This is a genomic window from Kitasatospora sp. NPDC090308, assembly GCF_044769485.1.
Lineage (GTDB): Bacteria > Actinomycetota > Actinomycetes > Streptomycetales > Streptomycetaceae > Kitasatospora > Kitasatospora fiedleri.
The window spans coordinates 16,790-32,975 of the sequence record NZ_JBIVXY010000012.1 but is presented as its reverse complement, the minus strand read 5'-3'; the positions used below and the strand labels follow the sequence as shown (position 1 = coordinate 32,975).

General features: G+C 75.1%; 15 protein-coding genes. 14 read left to right on the top strand and 1 reads right to left on the bottom strand.

Going from position 1 to position 16,186, the window contains the following annotated elements; translation table 11 throughout:
- Positions 1–46: 46 nt before the first annotated feature.
- From ACIQVD_RS24580 to ACIQVD_RS24515, 14 genes are read left to right on the top strand one after another with little or no spacing between them, the layout of a single operon-like run.
- Positions 47–1,309: an MFS transporter gene (locus ACIQVD_RS24580; RefSeq protein ID WP_400684121.1), complete on the top strand. Its 1,263-nt coding sequence runs from the start codon at positions 47–49 to the stop codon at positions 1,307–1,309.
- Positions 1,275–3,260 (top strand): inositol monophosphatase family protein, encoded by a 1,986-nt coding sequence (locus tag ACIQVD_RS24575; protein WP_402291704.1) that lies wholly within the window; start codon positions 1,275–1,277, stop codon positions 3,258–3,260. The genes ACIQVD_RS24580 and ACIQVD_RS24575 overlap by 35 nt, the downstream gene beginning before the upstream one ends.
- The gene (cysC, locus tag ACIQVD_RS24570; protein WP_402291703.1) at positions 3,257–3,811 is read left to right on the top strand and encodes an adenylyl-sulfate kinase; all 555 of its coding nucleotides are present in this window, start codon (positions 3,257–3,259) and stop codon (positions 3,809–3,811) included. The genes ACIQVD_RS24575 and cysC overlap by 4 nt, the downstream gene beginning before the upstream one ends.
- Positions 3,808–4,728, top strand: a complete 921-nt coding sequence (cysD, locus tag ACIQVD_RS24565) for a sulfate adenylyltransferase subunit CysD (protein ID WP_402291702.1) — start codon at positions 3,808–3,810, stop codon at positions 4,726–4,728. The genes cysC and cysD overlap by 4 nt, the downstream gene beginning before the upstream one ends.
- A gap of 2 nt (positions 4,729–4,730) precedes the next feature.
- Positions 4,731–6,017 (top strand): sulfate adenylyltransferase subunit 1, encoded by a 1,287-nt coding sequence (locus ACIQVD_RS24560; protein ID WP_402291701.1) that lies wholly within the window; start codon positions 4,731–4,733, stop codon positions 6,015–6,017.
- Positions 6,010–7,341 carry a cation:proton antiporter gene (locus ACIQVD_RS24555; protein WP_402291700.1) on the top strand — a complete coding sequence of 444 codons (1,332 nt, stop codon included), beginning with the start codon at positions 6,010–6,012 and terminating at the stop codon, positions 7,339–7,341. Before ACIQVD_RS24560 ends, ACIQVD_RS24555 begins: the two co-directional genes overlap by 8 nt.
- Entirely contained in the window at positions 7,338–7,733 is a 396-nt protein-coding gene (locus tag ACIQVD_RS24550; RefSeq protein ID WP_402291699.1) for a hypothetical protein, read from the top strand. Before ACIQVD_RS24555 ends, ACIQVD_RS24550 begins: the two co-directional genes overlap by 4 nt.
- Before the next feature lie 25 nt (positions 7,734–7,758).
- A complete protein-coding gene (locus ACIQVD_RS24545) occupies positions 7,759–8,616 on the top strand; it encodes a TauD/TfdA family dioxygenase (protein WP_402291698.1) in 858 nt (285 codons plus the stop codon).
- A gap of 52 nt (positions 8,617–8,668) precedes the next feature.
- Positions 8,669–9,718, top strand: a complete 1,050-nt coding sequence (locus ACIQVD_RS24540) for a hypothetical protein (RefSeq protein ID WP_402291697.1) — start codon at positions 8,669–8,671, stop codon at positions 9,716–9,718.
- Complete coding sequence (locus tag ACIQVD_RS24535; RefSeq protein WP_400687559.1) at positions 9,715–11,001, top strand: acetyl-CoA carboxylase biotin carboxylase subunit family protein; 1,287 nt, start codon at positions 9,715–9,717, stop codon at positions 10,999–11,001. Before ACIQVD_RS24540 ends, ACIQVD_RS24535 begins: the two co-directional genes overlap by 4 nt.
- 43 nt (positions 11,002–11,044) lie before the next feature.
- Positions 11,045–11,569, top strand: coding sequence for a hypothetical protein (locus ACIQVD_RS24530; RefSeq protein ID WP_400687557.1), 525 nt, complete (start codon positions 11,045–11,047; stop codon positions 11,567–11,569).
- Positions 11,569–12,168 carry a thiamine pyrophosphate-dependent enzyme gene (locus tag ACIQVD_RS24525; RefSeq protein ID WP_402291696.1) on the top strand — a complete coding sequence of 200 codons (600 nt, stop codon included), beginning with the start codon at positions 11,569–11,571 and terminating at the stop codon, positions 12,166–12,168. Before ACIQVD_RS24530 ends, ACIQVD_RS24525 begins: the two co-directional genes overlap by 1 nt.
- Positions 12,169–12,219: 51 nt before the next feature.
- Positions 12,220–13,113, top strand: coding sequence for an isocitrate lyase/phosphoenolpyruvate mutase family protein (locus ACIQVD_RS24520; protein ID WP_100837665.1), 894 nt, complete (start codon positions 12,220–12,222; stop codon positions 13,111–13,113).
- Between the two features lie 44 nt (positions 13,114–13,157).
- Positions 13,158–14,630 (top strand): aldehyde dehydrogenase family protein, encoded by a 1,473-nt coding sequence (locus ACIQVD_RS24515; RefSeq protein WP_400687553.1) that lies wholly within the window; start codon positions 13,158–13,160, stop codon positions 14,628–14,630.
- Here ACIQVD_RS24515 and ACIQVD_RS24510 read toward each other — a convergent pair.
- The gene (locus ACIQVD_RS24510; RefSeq protein ID WP_402291695.1) at positions 14,624–16,081 is read right to left on the bottom strand and encodes a chloride channel protein; all 1,458 of its coding nucleotides are present in this window, start codon (positions 16,079–16,081) and stop codon (positions 14,624–14,626) included. The genes ACIQVD_RS24515 and ACIQVD_RS24510 overlap by 7 nt on opposite strands.
- Positions 16,082–16,186 lie beyond the last annotated feature (105 nt).

Below are 16,186 nucleotides of genomic sequence, written 5' to 3'. Positions count from 1 at the left end.
CGACCGGCCCGCCCCGGCGTTCTCCGGTTCCGCGACGAGGAAAGCCATGAACGTTCCTGTGAGAGGCGGCGGCGGAGACTTCGCCGTGTACCGGACCCCGCTGGTCTCGGTCACGATGGCCAGCACGTTCGTCCTGAAGCTGGTCTCCTTCCTGTGCATCCCGTTCATGACGATCTACCTGAGCCGCACCGTCGACGCCCCGCCGTACGTGATCGGCGCGATCGTCGGGCTCAGCCAGATCGGCTCGCTCGGCGCGGGCTTCGTCAGCGGCGTGCTCGCCGACCGGGTCGGCAAGCGGCGGGTGCTGCTGGTGGGGCTGTTCGGCAGCTCCGCGGTCTTCCTGCTGTTCTTCCTGACCGCGACCTTCCTGCGCGCGACGGTGGCCTTCCCGGTGCTGTTCGCGCTGCTGAACACCGGCTACGGGATGATGTCGGCGTTCTTCTGGCCGGTCACCCAGGTGATGATGGCCGACAGCCTGCCCGCCGAGCGCCGGCCGACGGTGTTCCGGCACCGCTACGTGCTGACCAACTGCGCGGTGGCGATCGGCCCGCCGGTCGGCGCCTTCCTCGGGATCGCCTCCGCCCGGGCCGCGTTCGTCGTCTCCGGCAGCTGCTACCTGGCCTTCTCGCTGGCCTTCTGGTGGCTGACCCGGGGCACCGAGCTCGGGGCGGCCACCGCGCCGTCCGAGCGCCGCAGCCTGGGCGGCGCGCTCCGGGTGCTCGGCGCGGACCGGACGTTCCGCGGGCTGACCCTGTCGATGGTGCTGTTCGCGCTGGCCTACTGCCAGATCGAGTCGAACCTGTCCGCGGTGGTCAGCCGGGGCTTCGCCGACGGCGTGCGGTTCTTCTCGGTGCTGCTGACGGTGAACGCGGTCGCGGTGATCGCCCTCCAGCCGCCCGCCACCGCGATCGCCAAGCGGCTCAGCCCCCGGCGGACCATCCAGCTGGGCAACGGGCTGTTCGCCGCGGTCTGCCTGGCCTTCTGCTTCGTCGAGTTCAGCAAGGCCGGCCTGGTCGCCCTGGTGGTCCTGGTCAGCATGGCCGAGGTGCTGGTGGTGCCGACGGTCAGCGTGGTGGTCGACGAGCTGGCGCCGCCCGGCCTGCGCGGCACCTACTTCGGGGCGTCCACCCTGCGCAACCTCGGCCTCGGCGTCGGCCCGGCGGCGGGCGGCCTGGTGCTGGCCTGGGCCGACCGGTCGCTGCTGTTCGCGGCCATGGGCCTGTGCGCCCTGGCGGCCTGGGCCGTCATCCACCTCACACTCAAGGAGAACCCCGGTGCGGATCCTGGTCCTTCACCAGAACCTGTTTGACCGGCTCGGCTACGAGCGGGCCATCGACCACGAGGCGCACGACGTCACCTACGCGGGCGCGCCCGCGTACCTCGACAACATCCCGGACCGCATCCGCTGCGAGAAGTTCCCCTGGGACCCGGCCCGGGACGTCGCCGAACAGCTCCGCCCGCTGCTCGCCGCCACCCCGCACCAGCGCGTCCTGGCCCGGCACGAGAAGCTGATCACCCCGGCGGCCGAGCTGCGCGCCGAGTTCGGCATCCCGGGCCAACTCCCGGACACCGCACGGAACTTCCGCGACAAGCTGGCGATGAAGAGCGCCGTCGCCGCAGCCGGCCTGCGGGTGCCCCGCCACCTGCCCGCCGACGCCCTCCCCGACACCGCCCCCTGGCCGGGCCGCACCGTGCTCAAGCCCCGGGACGGCTCCGGCAGCCAGGGCGTCCGGGTCTTCGACTCCTACGCCGACGCCGCCGCCCACCTCCGCGCCCAGGACGACCCGCGGGCCGCCGCCCGGCTCGAACTGGAGGAGTACATCGACGGCCCGATCTGGCACGTCGACGGCTTCCTCTTCCGGGGCGAACCCGTGATCGTCCAGCCCTCCCGCTACATCGGCACGCCGCTCGGCTTCGAGCGCGGCGAACCGGTCGGCACCGTCCAGCGCGACGACCCCGCCCTCGCCGACTGGGCGGTGCGCTGCGTCCGCGCCCTGGGCGGCGAGACGCTCACCTTCCACCTGGAGGCGATCGAGACCGCCGACGGCCCGGTCTTCCTGGAGGCCGCGGCCCGCTGCGGCGGCGGCTACATCGTCCGCGCCACCGAACTGCGCACCGGCGCCTACCTGCACACCCTCGACATGGCCTCGGACGTCGACGGCGCCCTCGCCGAACGCTTCATCGGCCCGGCCCGCGCCGACCTCCACCACGGCTTTTTCCTCTACCCCGGCCACGTCCACGGCTCCGCCCCCGTCACCGTGCGGGTCGCCGACGGCCTGCTGGACGACCCGGTGCTGACCGGCCACCGCCTGGCGCCCCCCGGCACCCGCTGCCCCAGCGCCCCCTCCTACCGCCCCGAGAACCTCCCGCTGTCCGGCACGGTCGCCCACCCCGACCCCGACGCGGCGGAGGCGTGGATCCGACGGCTGTTCGCCCGCACCACCGTGCACGTCCACCACCCCGCCGCCGAGGCGTACGACGGGACGGCCGCCGGCCCCGAGGACCACGAACTCGCCCACCGGCTCGCCGAACAGGCCGGCGAACTGCTGCTGGGCCTGCGCACCGAGACCGCCCTGGCCGACCCCGGCAGCCTCAAGGACCTCGGCGACGCCCGCTCGCACGCCTTCCTGACCGCCGAACTCGCCCGGCACCGCCCGCAGGACGCCGTCCTCTCCGAGGAGGGCGTCGCCGACCCGGCCCGGCTCGACGCCCACCGGGTGTGGATCGTCGACCCGCTGGACGGCACCCGCGAGTACGCCGAGGCCGGCCGCGCCGACTGGGCGGTGCACGTCGCGCTCTGGGTCGACGGCCGGCTGGCCGCCGGAGCGGTCGCCCTGCCCGCCCGCGGCACCACCCTCTCCACCGCCCGCCCGCACCCGGCGGCCGACCCCACCGCCCGCGACCTGCTCGGCAGCCGCACCCGGCCCCCGGCCTTCCTCGCCCGGGTCGCCGCCCGGGTCGGCTCCGACCTGGTCGGCATGGGCTCGGCCGGCGCCAAGAGCGCCGCCGTCCTGCTCGGCGAGGCCCGCGCCTACGTCCACGCCGGCGGCCAGTACGAGTGGGACTCCGCCGCCCCGGCCGCCGTCGCGCTGGCCGCCGGGTACCACGTCTCCCGCCTGGACGGCTCCCCGATGCGCTACAACCAGGCCGACCCCTACCTGCCCGACCTGCTGGTCTGCCGCACCGAGGACGCCCCGGCCCTGCTCGCGGCGATCGCCGCCGAGACCGCCGCCGAGACCGCCGCCGAGGACCGCCCGTGACCGCGCCGGCGCCCGCCCGGCGCGGCGCCACCGTGTGGCTGACCGGCCTGCCCAGTGCGGGCAAGACCACCCTCGCGTGCGCGCTGGCCGAGCGGCTGCGGGCCGAGGGGCACCGGGTCGAGGTGCTGGACGGTGACGAGATCCGCGAGTTCCTCTCCAAGGGCCTCGGGTTCACCCGCGAGGACCGGCACACCAACGTCACCCGGATCGGCTTCGTCGCCCAGAAGCTCGCCGCCAACGGCGTCAAGGTGCTCGCCCCGGTGATCGCCCCGTTCGCCGACGCCCGCGACGCGGTGCGCGAGCGGCACGCGGCGAACAGCACGCCGTTCCTGGAAGTGCACGTGGCCACGCCCCTCGACGTCTGCTCCGCGCGGGACGTCAAGGGCCTCTACGCCAAGCAGGCCGCCGGGGAGATCTCCGGACTGACCGGGGTGGACGACCCGTACGAGGTGCCGGAGAACCCGGACCTGCGGCTGCGCACCGAAGGCCGCAGCACGGCCGACACCGTCGCCGAACTGCACCGACTCCTCATCCGGAAGGGACTGGTATGACGACCGCGACCCCCGCCCCCGTCCTGCGCACCGCCCACCTGGATGCCCTGGAGGCGGAGTCGGTGCACATCTTCCGCGAGGTGGCGGGCGAGTTCGAGCGGCCGGTGATCCTGTTCTCCGGCGGCAAGGACTCCATCGTGATGCTGCATTTGGCGCTGAAGGCGTTCGCCCCCGCGCCGGTGCCCTTCGCCCTGCTGCACGTCGACACCGGCCACAACTTCCCCGAGGTCCTGGCGTACCGCGACCGCACCGTCGCCGAGCACCACCTGCGCCTGCACGTCGCCTCCGTCCAGGACTTCATCGACCGCGGCGTACTGCGCGAGCGCCCCGACGGGCTGCGCAACCCGCTGCAGACCGTCCCCCTGCTGGACGGCATCGAGTCCAACAAGTTCGACGCCGTCTTCGGCGGCGGCCGCCGCGACGAGGAGAAGGCCCGCGCCAAGGAACGCGTCTTCTCCCTGCGCGACGAGTTCGGTGCCTGGGACCCGCGCCGCCAGCGCCCCGAACTGTGGTCCCTCTACAACGGCCGCCACGCGGTCGGCGAACACGTCCGGGTCTTCCCGCTGTCCAACTGGACCGAGCTGGACGTGTGGCAGTACATCGAGCGCGAGCACATCGAGCTCCCGGAGATCTACTACGCCCACGAGCGCGAGGTGTTCCGGCGCGACGGCATGTGGCTGACCGCCGGCCAGTGGGGCGGCCCGAAGGAGAGCGAGCCGGTCGAGACCCGCCTGGTGCGCTACCGCACGGTCGGCGACATGTCCTGCACCGGCGCGGTCGACTCCGACGCCGCCACCATCGAGGCCGTCATCACCGAGATCGCCGCCTCCCGCCTCACCGAACGAGGGGCCACGCGCGCCGACGACAAGATGTCCGAAGCCGCCATGGAAGACCGCAAGCGCGAGGGGTACTTCTAACCATGACGACACAGACCGCCACCTCGCTGCTGCGCTTCGCCACCGCCGGGAGCGTGGACGACGGCAAGTCCACCCTGGTCGGCCGCCTCCTGCACGACTCCAAGTCCGTCCTCGCCGACCAGCTGGAGGCCGTCGAGCACGCCTCGCGCCGCCGCGGCCAGGACACCCCCGACCTGGCGCTGCTCACCGACGGCCTGCGCGCCGAACGCGAACAGGGCATCACCATCGACGTCGCCTACCGCTACTTCGCCACCGCCCGCCGCCGCTTCATCCTCGCCGACACCCCCGGCCACGTGCAGTACACCCGCAACATGGTCACCGGCGCGTCCACCGCCGAGCTGGCCGTGGTGCTGGTCGACGCCCGCAACGGCGTGGTCGAGCAGACCCGCCGCCACGCCGCGGTCGCCGCCCTGCTGCGCGTCCCGCACGTCGTCCTGGCGGTCAACAAGATGGACCTGGTCGACTACGCGGAGCCGGTGTTCGCCGCCATCGCCGAGGAGTTCACCGCGTACGCGGCCTCGCTCGGGGTCAAGGACGTCGTGGCGGTGCCGATCTCGGCGCTGGCCGGGGACAACGTGGTCGAGCCCTCCGCCCACATGGACTGGTACGCCGGCCCGACCCTGCTGGAGCACCTGGAGACCGTCCCGGTGGGCACCGACCCGGGCGCCGAACCCGCCCGCTTCCCCGTCCAGTACGTGATCCGGCCGCAGAGCGAGGAGTTCCACGACTACCGCGGCTACGCGGGCCAGCTGGCCTCCGGCGTGCTGCGGGTCGGCGACCCGGTGACGGTCCAGCCCTCCGGCCACACCACCACCATCACCGCCATCGACGCACTCGGCACCTCCACCGAGACTGCCTGGGCCCCCCAGTCCGTGACCGTCCGCCTCGCCGACGACCTCGACATCTCCCGCGGCGACCTGATCGCGGCCGGACCGCTGCCCGTCTCCACCAAGGACGTCGAGGCCACGGTCTGCCACCTGAACGAGCGTCCGCTGCACGTCGGCGCGAAGGTGCTGCTCAAGCACACCACCCGCACCGTGCGCGCCCTCGTCAAGGAGATCTCGTACCGGATCGACATCGACACCCTCGAACAGCGCTCCGGCGCCGAGGGGCTGAACGTCAACGACATCGGCCACGTGGTGCTGCGCACCGCCGAACCCCTGGCCCTCGACGACTACACCGACAACCGCCGCACCGGCTCGTTCATCCTGATCGACCCGGCCGACGGCACCACCCTCACCGCCGGCATGGCCGGTTCGACCGCGGAGGAATGGACCCGCCATGCCTGACGTCGATCTGTTCCGGCTGCTGGCCGGACTGGTGCTGCTGCTGATGTCGGCGCACCTGCTGGGCAGGGTGTTCGCCCGCTTCCGTCAACCCCCGGTGATCGGTGAGATCGTCGGGGGTCTGTTGTTCGGGCCCTCGCTGTTCGGCCTGCTGGCCCCGCACGCCCAGGGCTGGCTGTTCCCGCGGACCGGTCCGGCGGCGTCCGGGCTGGCGCTGGTCTACCAACTCGGCACGCTGCTGCTGATGTTCCTGGCCGGGGCGCAGATGCGGGCGGTGTTCTCCCGGCGCGACGGCCGGACGGTGGGCCTGGTGGCCGTGGTCGGGATGGTGGTGCCGTTCGCCTTCGGGCTGGGGCTCGCGCCGTTCCTCGACCTGGGACGGGTGGTCGGCCCGGCGGGGGACCGGGCGGCGCTGACCCTGGTGCTGGCCTGCGCGGTGGCGATCACCAGCATCCCGGTGATCTCCCGGATCATGCTCGACCTGGGCATCCTCGGCACCGACTTCGCCCGGGTGGTGCTCTCGGTGGCGGTCCTGGAGGACATCGCGCTCAACGTGGTGATCTCGGTGGCGCTCGGCATGGTGAACGACGGGCGGCACGACAGCTTCGGGGCGGCGGCGCTGCTCGGGGTCGGCGACGGCCCGGCCGCGCTGGCCTACCACGCGCTGGCGCCGCTGGTGCTGTTCGCGCTGATGGCGGCGGTCGGGGTGGCGGTGCGCCGCCGGACGGCCGCCGCGGGCCGCCGGGCGGGCGGGGTGGCCGTCCAGCTGTCGGCGGTGCTGGCGGCGTCCGCGGGCTGCCTGTTCGCCGGGATCACCCCGATGTACGGCGCCTTCCTGGTCGGCCTGGTGGCCGGCTGGGGCGGGGCGGTGCGGGGCGCGGGGGACGCGGGGGAGGAGCCCGCGCGGGCGGTGCACACCTTCGCCGCGAACTTCTTCATCCCGGTGTACTTCGCCGTGGTGGGCCTGAAGCTCGACCTGGTGCACTCCTTCGACCCGCTGCTCACCGTGCTGTTCATCGCCTTCGCCTGCGTGGTGAAGGCGGGCAGCGTGTACGCGGGGGCCCGCTGGTCGGGCTGTCCGCCGGTGCGCTCGGCCAACCTGGCGGTGGCGATGAACGCCCGGGGCGGCCCGGGCATCGTCCTGGCCACGCTGGCGTACGACGCGGACATCATCAATGCGACGCTGTTCACCACCCTGGTGCTGACCGCGGTCGTCACCTCGCTGATGGCCGGCGGCTGGCTCGAACGGGCGGTCTCCCGGGGGCAGTTGGCGACGGACCGGCCGGTGGCCGGAGAGCCGGTCGCGGTCCGGGCGGGTGCGGCATGAGGCCGGCCCCCGTCTGCACCTGCCTGCCGGGCGCGACCCTCTGGCTGGCGGACGCCCGGGAGCACGGCGCCGGGGCGGAGCTCGCCGAGCTGCTGCGCACCGAGCACCACCGCCGGGCCGAGTTCCTCCCGGCGTTCCCGCCGCTGCCGGGGGAGGACCCGGCCGGGGCCGTCCGGCGCACCGGGATGGTGGCCGAGATCCTCGCCCGAAACGGGGTCCTGGCGGTGGTGGCCGGCACCGGCCCCGAGCCGTCCGGGCTGGCCGAGGTGCGCGAGCGCCACCGGCTGTCCGGCACCGCCTTCCTCGCCCCGGCCCCCGGGCCCGGCCCCGCGCCGACGGCCGACGCCCTGCTCGCCCTGCTCGGCGCGCACCAACTGGTCCGCCGCACCTGACCCCCCGTCCCAGGAGCCAGCACCCGTGTTCGAAGAATTCGCCATCGACTGTTCCGGCCGCTCCGCCGAGGAGATCGAGGCCGCCACCCTCGCCTCGGTCGCCGCGCACCAGCTCGCCTACCTCCGCAACTTCCCGATCGAGGTGGACCGCTACACCGCCCTGCTGTCCCGGCTCGGCGAGCTGTGCCCCAACTACGCGGCCGGCTCGACCAAGGCCGCGTACGCGCTGCACGAGGCGATCAACGTGGTCCGCTGCCGGGCGCCGCAGGCCGAGGGGGTCGAGCGGGTCCAGGAGAAGGCCGGCTCGCTGCCCATGCACTCGGGCCGCTCCTTCGCCCGGCGCCGCCCGCTGTACCTGGCCATGCTGATGGCCGACCCGGGCTGGCAGGGCTTCGAGCCCGGCCGCAACGGGGAGTCCCTGCTGGTGCGCTGGGGCGACGTGCTGGCCGCGCTGCGCGAGCGCCACCCCGAGCACTGGGCCGAGGACCTGCGGCAGCTCACCGGCCTCGCGATGAGCTTCCCCGCCTCGCACCTCGACGAGGCGCCCTCCGAGCTGCCCTTCCTCTACCTGCCCGGCACCCCCCGCTACACCCCGGTGGCGGACGACTGCGCGGCCCGGCTGCCGCAGGACCTCGGCCGGCTGCGCAAGGCCGCCGGGGAGATCGAGGGCGGCGAGCGCTGGTTCGAGGCGGTCGAGCGCTTCCACGCCGCCGCCAACGACCCGGCCCTCCAGCAGGTCTACCTGATGCGCGCGGGCGACGTCGTGATCATCGACAACGACCGCCACGGGCACGGCCGGCAGCACGTGGTGGCGGCGCGGACCGCCGCCGACGGCCGGACCGAGGTCAATCCGCGCACCATCTGGAGCGTCAACATCCAGTGATCCGAATCAGGTTCGGTCCACTTCCCGCCAACTCACCATCCTGGAAAGAGACATGAGCACGGTAATCACGAGCTGCACCCGTGGTGCGCAGGAGCTGCCGGAGCGGCTGACGGCCGTCGAGGGCACCGGCCGCGCCGGGGACCTGGTGATCGCCCGGGTGGTCCGGGTCGGCGCCTACCCGCGGGTCGAGAACGTCCACGGCCGGGACGTCCGGATCCGGGTCGGCGACGAGGTCGTCGGCGTGCTGGGCGACCGCCACTCCACCACGTCGATCTACGGCGGCCTGCCCGAGGACGGCCTGGCCGTCAAGGCCGGCACCCCCGCCGACCTGCTGGCGGTGGGCGGGGTGGTCGGCATCGCGGCCTCCTCCCCGTCCTCGCTGGGCACGGCCACCGCGCTGGAGCTGACCGGCCTCGCCGCCGGCCCGGACGGGCGGGTGCTGAGCCTGCGCCGGCAGGCCGCGGCCGAGGCCCCGGCCACCCCGGTGGTGTTCGTCGGCGGCACCGCCGCCGAGGTCGGCAAGACCACCTTCGCCGCGGCGCTGGTGCACCACCTGGCCGCCCGGTACGGGGTGCGGGTGGGCGTCACCAAGCTGGCCGGCACCGGCCGGCTCCGCGACCTGCTGACCCTCGCCGACGCGGGCGCCCACTGCGCCGCCGACTTCGTGGACGCGGGCCTGGCCACCACCTACGGCCACACCGCGGACACCGTGGTCGGCGCGGCCCGGCACCTGGCGGCCCGGCTCACCGGGGAGGGCGCCGAGATCGTCGTCGCCGAACTCGGCGGCGACCTGTGGGGCGCCGGCATCCCGGACATCCTGCGCGATCCCGGCCTGGTCGCCGCGGCCCGGGCGCTGGTCCTGGTGCCCTCCGACACCATGGCCTCGCTCGGCGCGGACACCTGGCTGACCCGCAACGGCATCACCATCCCGCCGGTGCACGGCGTCCCGCACCGCAACGTGATGGCCGCCCGGGAACGGGTCGGCAAGGGCATGGGCGTCCAGCTGGTCGACCCGCACGACGAGGAGGACCTGGACCGCCTGGTCACCGGCCTGCTGCTGCCCGCGCTGCCCGCCCGCGCCGTCCCGGCCGGCACCCGGTGAACGCCCCCGACCCGCACCTGGTGCTGCTGCTGGGCGCCGGCGGCATCTCCCCGGACGCCGCGCTGGCCTCCGCCCGGCGGGTGACCTCCGAGATCAGCGTGGTCTGGTACCAGGGCGGCCCGTCCGCCGCCGCGGCGCAGGCGCTGCGCACGGCCTGGAGCGCCGGCTGCACCGGCGAGTGGCTGACCGTCGCCGACCACCTGGCCGTCCCCGACCTGCTGGCGGAGCTGCACGCCCGCCGCCCGGTGCACGGCGTCGCCACCTTCGGCGAGCCGCTGATCGTGGCCCAGGCCGAGGCCCAGCGGCGCCTGGGCCTGCCCGGCAACCCGCCGGAGGCGGTCCGCACCGCGCAGTCCAAGCTGGCGCAGCGCCGCCGGCTGCGGGAGGCCGGCGTCGAGAAGATCCGCTTCCGGGAGGTCACCGGCGAGGCCGACCTCGCGGAAGCCGCCGCCGAGGTGGGCTTCCCCGCGGTGCTCAAACCGGTGCACGGCGCGGCCAGCTTCCTGGTCGCCAAGGTCCACGACGAGGCCGAGCTGCGGGAGCGGCTGCGCGCCGCCCTGGACGCCTACCGCACCTCCCCGCTGTTCGACCCGGAGCCGCGGTTCGTCCTGGAGCAGCTGCTGGTCGGCGACGACTGGTACGGGCGGCCCGGGTTCGGCGACTACGTCAGCGTCGAGTCGCTGGTCGAGGACGGCCGGGTCCGGCACGTCGCGATCACCGACAAGCTCCCGCTCGACGCGTTCGTGGAGACCGGCCACCTGATGCCCACCTCGCTGCCCGAGGAGCGCCGCCGCCAGGTGCTGGAGCACGCCGGGCGGGTCATCGCGGCGATGGGCATCCGCTGGGGCGCCACCCACCTGGAGCTCAAGCTCACCCCGGACGGGCCCGCCTGCATCGAGCTGAACGCCCGGCTCGGCGGCCCGATCGGCCACCTGCTGCGGGCCTGCGCCGACACCGACATCGCGGCCGACGTCGTCCGGCTGGCGCTCGGCCGCCCGGCCGAGGGCGACTACCGGGCCGTCCGCCACGCGCTGTACCGCTCGGTGCCGCCGCCCGCCGAGGCGGTCACCCTGGTCCGGCAGACCCCGCGCGAGGAGCTGCTGGCGGCCTTCCCGGAGCTGGTGTTCTGCAAGACCCGCTTCGCCCCCGGCGCCGAACTGCACCCGGACCGCCCGTACGGCGTCCTGACGTTCCTGCTGGCCGGCGAGGACCCGGCGCACTGCGCCGAGCTCGCCGAACGGGTGCTGGCCGCCCACCGGACCGAGTACGCCCCGCTCGGCTGAGCCGGGCCGCCCCCACTCCCGAACCGACCGACGGAAGGTCAACATGCACACGTCCAGCGTGGGCGGCACCACCGCCCGCGACCTGCTGCACAGCCTGGTCGACCACGGCTACACCCTGGCCACCGGCGTCCCCTGCAGCCTGCTGAACGGCGCGTTCCGGCTGCTGGAGGAGCCCGGCGACGACCCGCGGCTGGCCGCCCTGCGCTACCTGCCCGCCCCCCGCGAGGACAGCGCCGTCGGCGTCGCCTCGGGCGCGGTGGTCGCCGGCGAGCAGGCCGTGGTCCTGATGCAGAACTCCGGGCTCGGCTACTGCCTGAACGTGCTCACCTCGTTCAACCTGATCTACGACGTGCCGGTGCTGCTGGTGGTCAGCTGGCGCGGCCACGACGGCAACGACGCGGTCGAGCACGACGTGATCGGCGCCGAACTCCTCGCGCTGCTCGACCTGTTCAAGCTCCCCCACACCCTCCTCGACCCGGCCGACCCGGCCGGGTCGGTGGCCCGGGTGATCGACCAGATGAAGCGGGAGCAGCGCTGCGGCGTGCTCGTCGTCCGGGAAGGGATCTGATGACCGACCACCTGCTCACCCCCGGGCCCGCGCTGAGCCTCACCGAGGTGATCGGCGAGCTGCTCGACCGCCACCCGGACGCCGTCGTGGTCTCCACCTGCGGGTTCACCAGCCGGGAGCTGTTCAACGCGGCCGACCGGCCGGAGAACTTCTACCTGGTCGGCTCGATGGGCATGGCCGCCCCGGTCGCCCTCGGCATCGCGCTGGCCCGCCCCGGCCGCACCGTCATCGCCCTGGACGGCGACGGCTCGCTGCTGATGAACCTCGGCGTGCTCCCGCTGGTCGCCGCGTCCGGCACCGAGCTGCTGCACGTGGTGGTCGACAACGGCATGCACGAGAGCACCGGCGGCCAACTGACCGTCCGGCGCACCGACTTCGGCGCGCTGGCGCTGGCGGCCGGCTACCGGGCCGCCGTCCGGGTCGCCACCGCCGCCGAACTGCGCGCGGCCCGGCTCCCGGCCGGCCCGGTCCTGCTGCACGCCCTGACCGGCCCCCGCGCCGGCGGCCCCGGGCGCCGGGTGACGCACACCCCGCAGGAGATCGTCGCGCGGGTCCACCGCGCCCTCAACCGTCCGGACGCGCTGCAGCCCGCGTCCTGACCCCGCCCCACCGTTCCCCCACTTCGTCCCGCCCCCTGAAGGAGCCCCCCCATGTCCAAGAGCCGTACCCTGCGCGACGGCCTGAACGGTTCCGAGGTCATCCGCCTGGTGGGTGCGCACAGCGCACTGAGCGCCAAGCTCGGCCAGGACGCCGGATTCGAGGCGATCTGGGCCAGCGGCCTGGAGATCTCCGCCAGCCGCGCCCTGCCGGACGCCAACGTGCTGTCCATGTCCGAGTGCCTGGAGGCCGCCGCCCAGATCGCCGACGCGGTGGACGTCCCGGTGCTGGCCGACTGCGACTCCGGCTTCGGCGGCGTCGGCAACGTCGCCCACATGGTCCGCTCGTACCAGGCCCGCGGCCTGGCCGGCGTCTGCATCGAGGACAAGCAGTTCCCCAAGCTGAACAGCTTCGTCGAGGGCCACCAGGACCTCGCCCCGATCGGCGACTTCGCCGCGAAGATCACCGCCGCCAAGGAGGCCCGCACCGGCGAGGACTTCGTGGTGGTCGCCCGGATCGAGGCGTTCATCGCGGGCGCCGGCCTGGACGAGGCGCTGCGCCGCGCCACGGTGTACGAGGCGGCCGGCGCGGACGCGCTGCTGATCCACTCCAAGCTCTCCACCCCCGAGGAGGTCTTCGCCTTCCGCGCGGCCTACACCGGCGCGCTCCCGGTCATCGTCGTCCCGACCACCTACCCGCAGGTCACCGCGGCCGAGCTGACCGAGCGCCGGTTCGGCGGCGTGATCTACGCCAACCAGGGGCTGCGCGCGGCGATCAGCGCCATGCGCGACGTGCTCGGCCAGATCGGCGCGGCCGGCTCGACCCACGCCGTGGAGGGGTCCATCGCCACCCTCAAGGACGTCTTCGCCCTGCAGAACGTGGACGCGCTGCTCGCCCGCCAGGAGCGGCACGACGCGCTGACCGCCCAGTACGCCGCCCTCGGCTGACCGAGCCGCCCGCCCCGCCTCGCCCCGCCCACGAAGGGATCACGATGGAGCCCCGCCTGACCGCCGGCCCCCGCCTCGCCGAAGCCCGCAACCACGTCGCCGGCCGGTGGTGCGGCGCCGCCTCGGGCCGCAGCCGGGACAACCGCAACCCCGGCGACCTCGCCGAGACCGTCAGCCGCAGCGCCGACTCCGCCGCGGACGACGCGCTCGCGGCGGTCGCCGCCGCCCGGGCGGCGCTCGCGGCCTGGCGCTCGCTCGGACCGGTCCGGCGGGGCGAGGTGGTGCTGCGGGCGGCCCGGCTGGTGGCCGGGCGGCGCGCCGAGTTCGCCGCGGCGATCACCCGCGAGCAGGGCAAGCTCCCGCACGAGGCGCTGGGCGAGGTGGACCGCACCGTCGCGCTGCTGGAGTTCACGGCCGGCGAGGGCCGCCGCCTGGGCGGCGCCACCCTGCCCGCGGACGACCCGCGGACCCTGGCGCTGACCAGGCGCGACCCGATCGGGGTGGTCGCCCTGATCACCCCGTGGAACTTCCCGCTGGCTATCCCGGCCTGGAAGGTCGCCCCCGCCCTGCTGTCCGGCTGCACCGCCGTCCTCAAGCCCTCCCCGCTGACGCCGCTCACCGCGACCCTGCTGGTGGACTGCTTCGTCGAGGCCGGGGCCGGGCACGGCGTGCTGAACCTCGTGCACGGCGGGCGCGAGGTCGGCGAGGCCCTGGTCGACCACCCCGACGTGGCCGGCGTCTCCTTCACCGGCTCGGTCGAGGTCGGCCGGGCCATCCACGTCGCGGGCGCACCGCGCTTCCTGCGCACCCAGCTGGAGATGGGCGGCAAGAACGCCGCCCTGGTGCTCGCCGACGCCGACCTCGACCGGGCCGCCGACGCGATCGTGGCCGGCGCCTTCGGCCAGGCCGGGCAGCGCTGCTCCGCGACCAGCCGGGTGGTCGTCGACCGCGGCGTCCACGACGAACTGGTCCGCCGCCTCGCCGCCCGCGCCGAGGCCCTGCGGGTGGGCCCCGGCACGGACCCCGACGCCCGGCTCGGGCCGGTGGTCAGCGCCGAACGCCTGCACGCCTGCCTGGAGGGCGTCCGGCGGGCCACCGCGGACGGCGCCACCGTGGTCACCGGCGGCGGCCGGCTCACCGAGGGCCTGCCGGACGGCTACTTCATGGCCCCGACCGTGCTGGACCGGGTCCACCCGGACAGCCACGTCGCCCAGGAGGAGATCTTCGGCCCGGTCCTCTCGGTGATCGCCTGCGACGGCCCCGAGGACGGCCTGCGGATCGTCAACGCGGTCCGCTACGGCATGGCCGCCGCCGTCTTCACCCGCGACACCTCCCTGGCCCTCGACGCCCTCGACCGGATCGACGTCGGCATGCTGCACGTCAACCGTCCGGGCGTCGGCGCCTACCCGCACATGCCGCACATCGGCGCCAAGGAGTCCCAGTACGGCCCGGCCGAGTGCTCGCCGCAGGTCTGGGACTTCTACACCGAGCTGCGCAGCGCCTGCATCTCCTACTGAACCGGCCCGGCGGGCGCCGGGCGGCCCGGCTCCGGCCCGGCCCCCGCGCCCGGCCCCCGCGCCCGGCCCCCGCGCCCGGCCCCCGCGCCCGGTCCCGCGCCCGGTCCCGCGCCCGGTCCCGCGTCCGACCCCGCGTCCGGTCCCGGGGCGGCCACCCGGTGGACGAACGTCGCGGTCAGGAACGCCACCACCGCCGCGACGATCAGCAACGGCATCGAGTCCGTCGCCTGGTCGCCCAGCAGGGCCGCCGCCAGCACCGTGCTGGTCACCGGCAGCCGGGTCACCGCCGAGCTGCCCGCCGCCAGCCCGGCCGCCAGCCCCGCCTCGACGCCCAGACCCGGCAGGCCGCCCGCCGCCACCCCGAGCGCCGCGCCCAGCAGCACCGCCGGGAAGATCGGGCCGCCGCGCAGCGACCCCAGCGCCACCCCCCAGCCCAGCCCCTTGAACAGCACCAGCGCCAGCAGCGCCCCCACCGGCCAGCCGTGCGGGTCCGCGGCCAGCTGTCCCAGCGTCGCCTGCCCGGACAGCGCCGCCTCCTCCGGCGACCGCCCCGTCACCAGCGCGTACCCGGCGACGCACCCGCCCACCAGCACCGCGCACAGCACCGTGCGGACCGCCGTCCGGTGCGCCGTGAACGCGGCGGAGCGGTGCCCCAGGGTCTGCCCCGCGACCAGCACCACCGCGATCACCACCGCCAGCGGCACCCCCCACAGGAAGTCCCCCGCGTCCGGCAGCCCCGCCCTCGGCACCGACGGCAGGCTCAGCGCGCCGATCGACAGCCCCGTCCAGTGCCCGAACCCGGTGAACACCAGCGCCCCCACCCCCGAGGCCAGCAGGCACGGCAGCAGCAGCATCGTCAGCTGCGCCCCGCCCAGGCCCGCCGCCTCGATCATCATCACCGCCGCGACCAGCGGACTCCCGAAGATCGTCGCGATCGCCGCCGTCGACCCGGCCGCCCCCAGCATCGGCCCGAGCAGCGGACTGGCCGCCCGCTTCGCCGCGCTCACCGTCAGCAGCGCCAGCCCGCTGCCCAGCGCCATCAGCGGCGCCTCCGGGCCGAGCACCGCGCCCAGCGGCAGCGCCGCCAGCGCCGCCAGCACCACCGACGGCACCTCCACCGGCAGCGTCGGCGGCCCGCCCAGCCCCAGCACCGGCGTGTGCCCGCCGCGCCCCGGCATCCGGGTCACGATCGGCGCCAGCAGCAGACCGGCCAGCGCCAGCGCGGGCAGCGGCCACCACCAGGGCGCGCGCGCGTGGTCCAGCTTCCGCGGCAGCGACTCCCACACCCAGTGCTGCAACTCGTGCTCCAGGCCGACGAACCCGAACGCCGCCAGCGAGACCGGCACCCCGACCAGCGCCGACACCAGCAGCAGCCGCCCGTACCCGGGGCTGCGGAGCAGCTCGCGCAGGCCGGGCGGCGGGGCGGCGGGACCGGCGGCCTGTGCTGGCATCTGCACTCCCTGCTCTCGTCCGGCGGGCACGCGTCCTCCGACCGTCCGCCGTCGACCGGCCCCCCGGCCATCGGAGTGGCCCGAACGGGCGAGCACCGCCCCCGC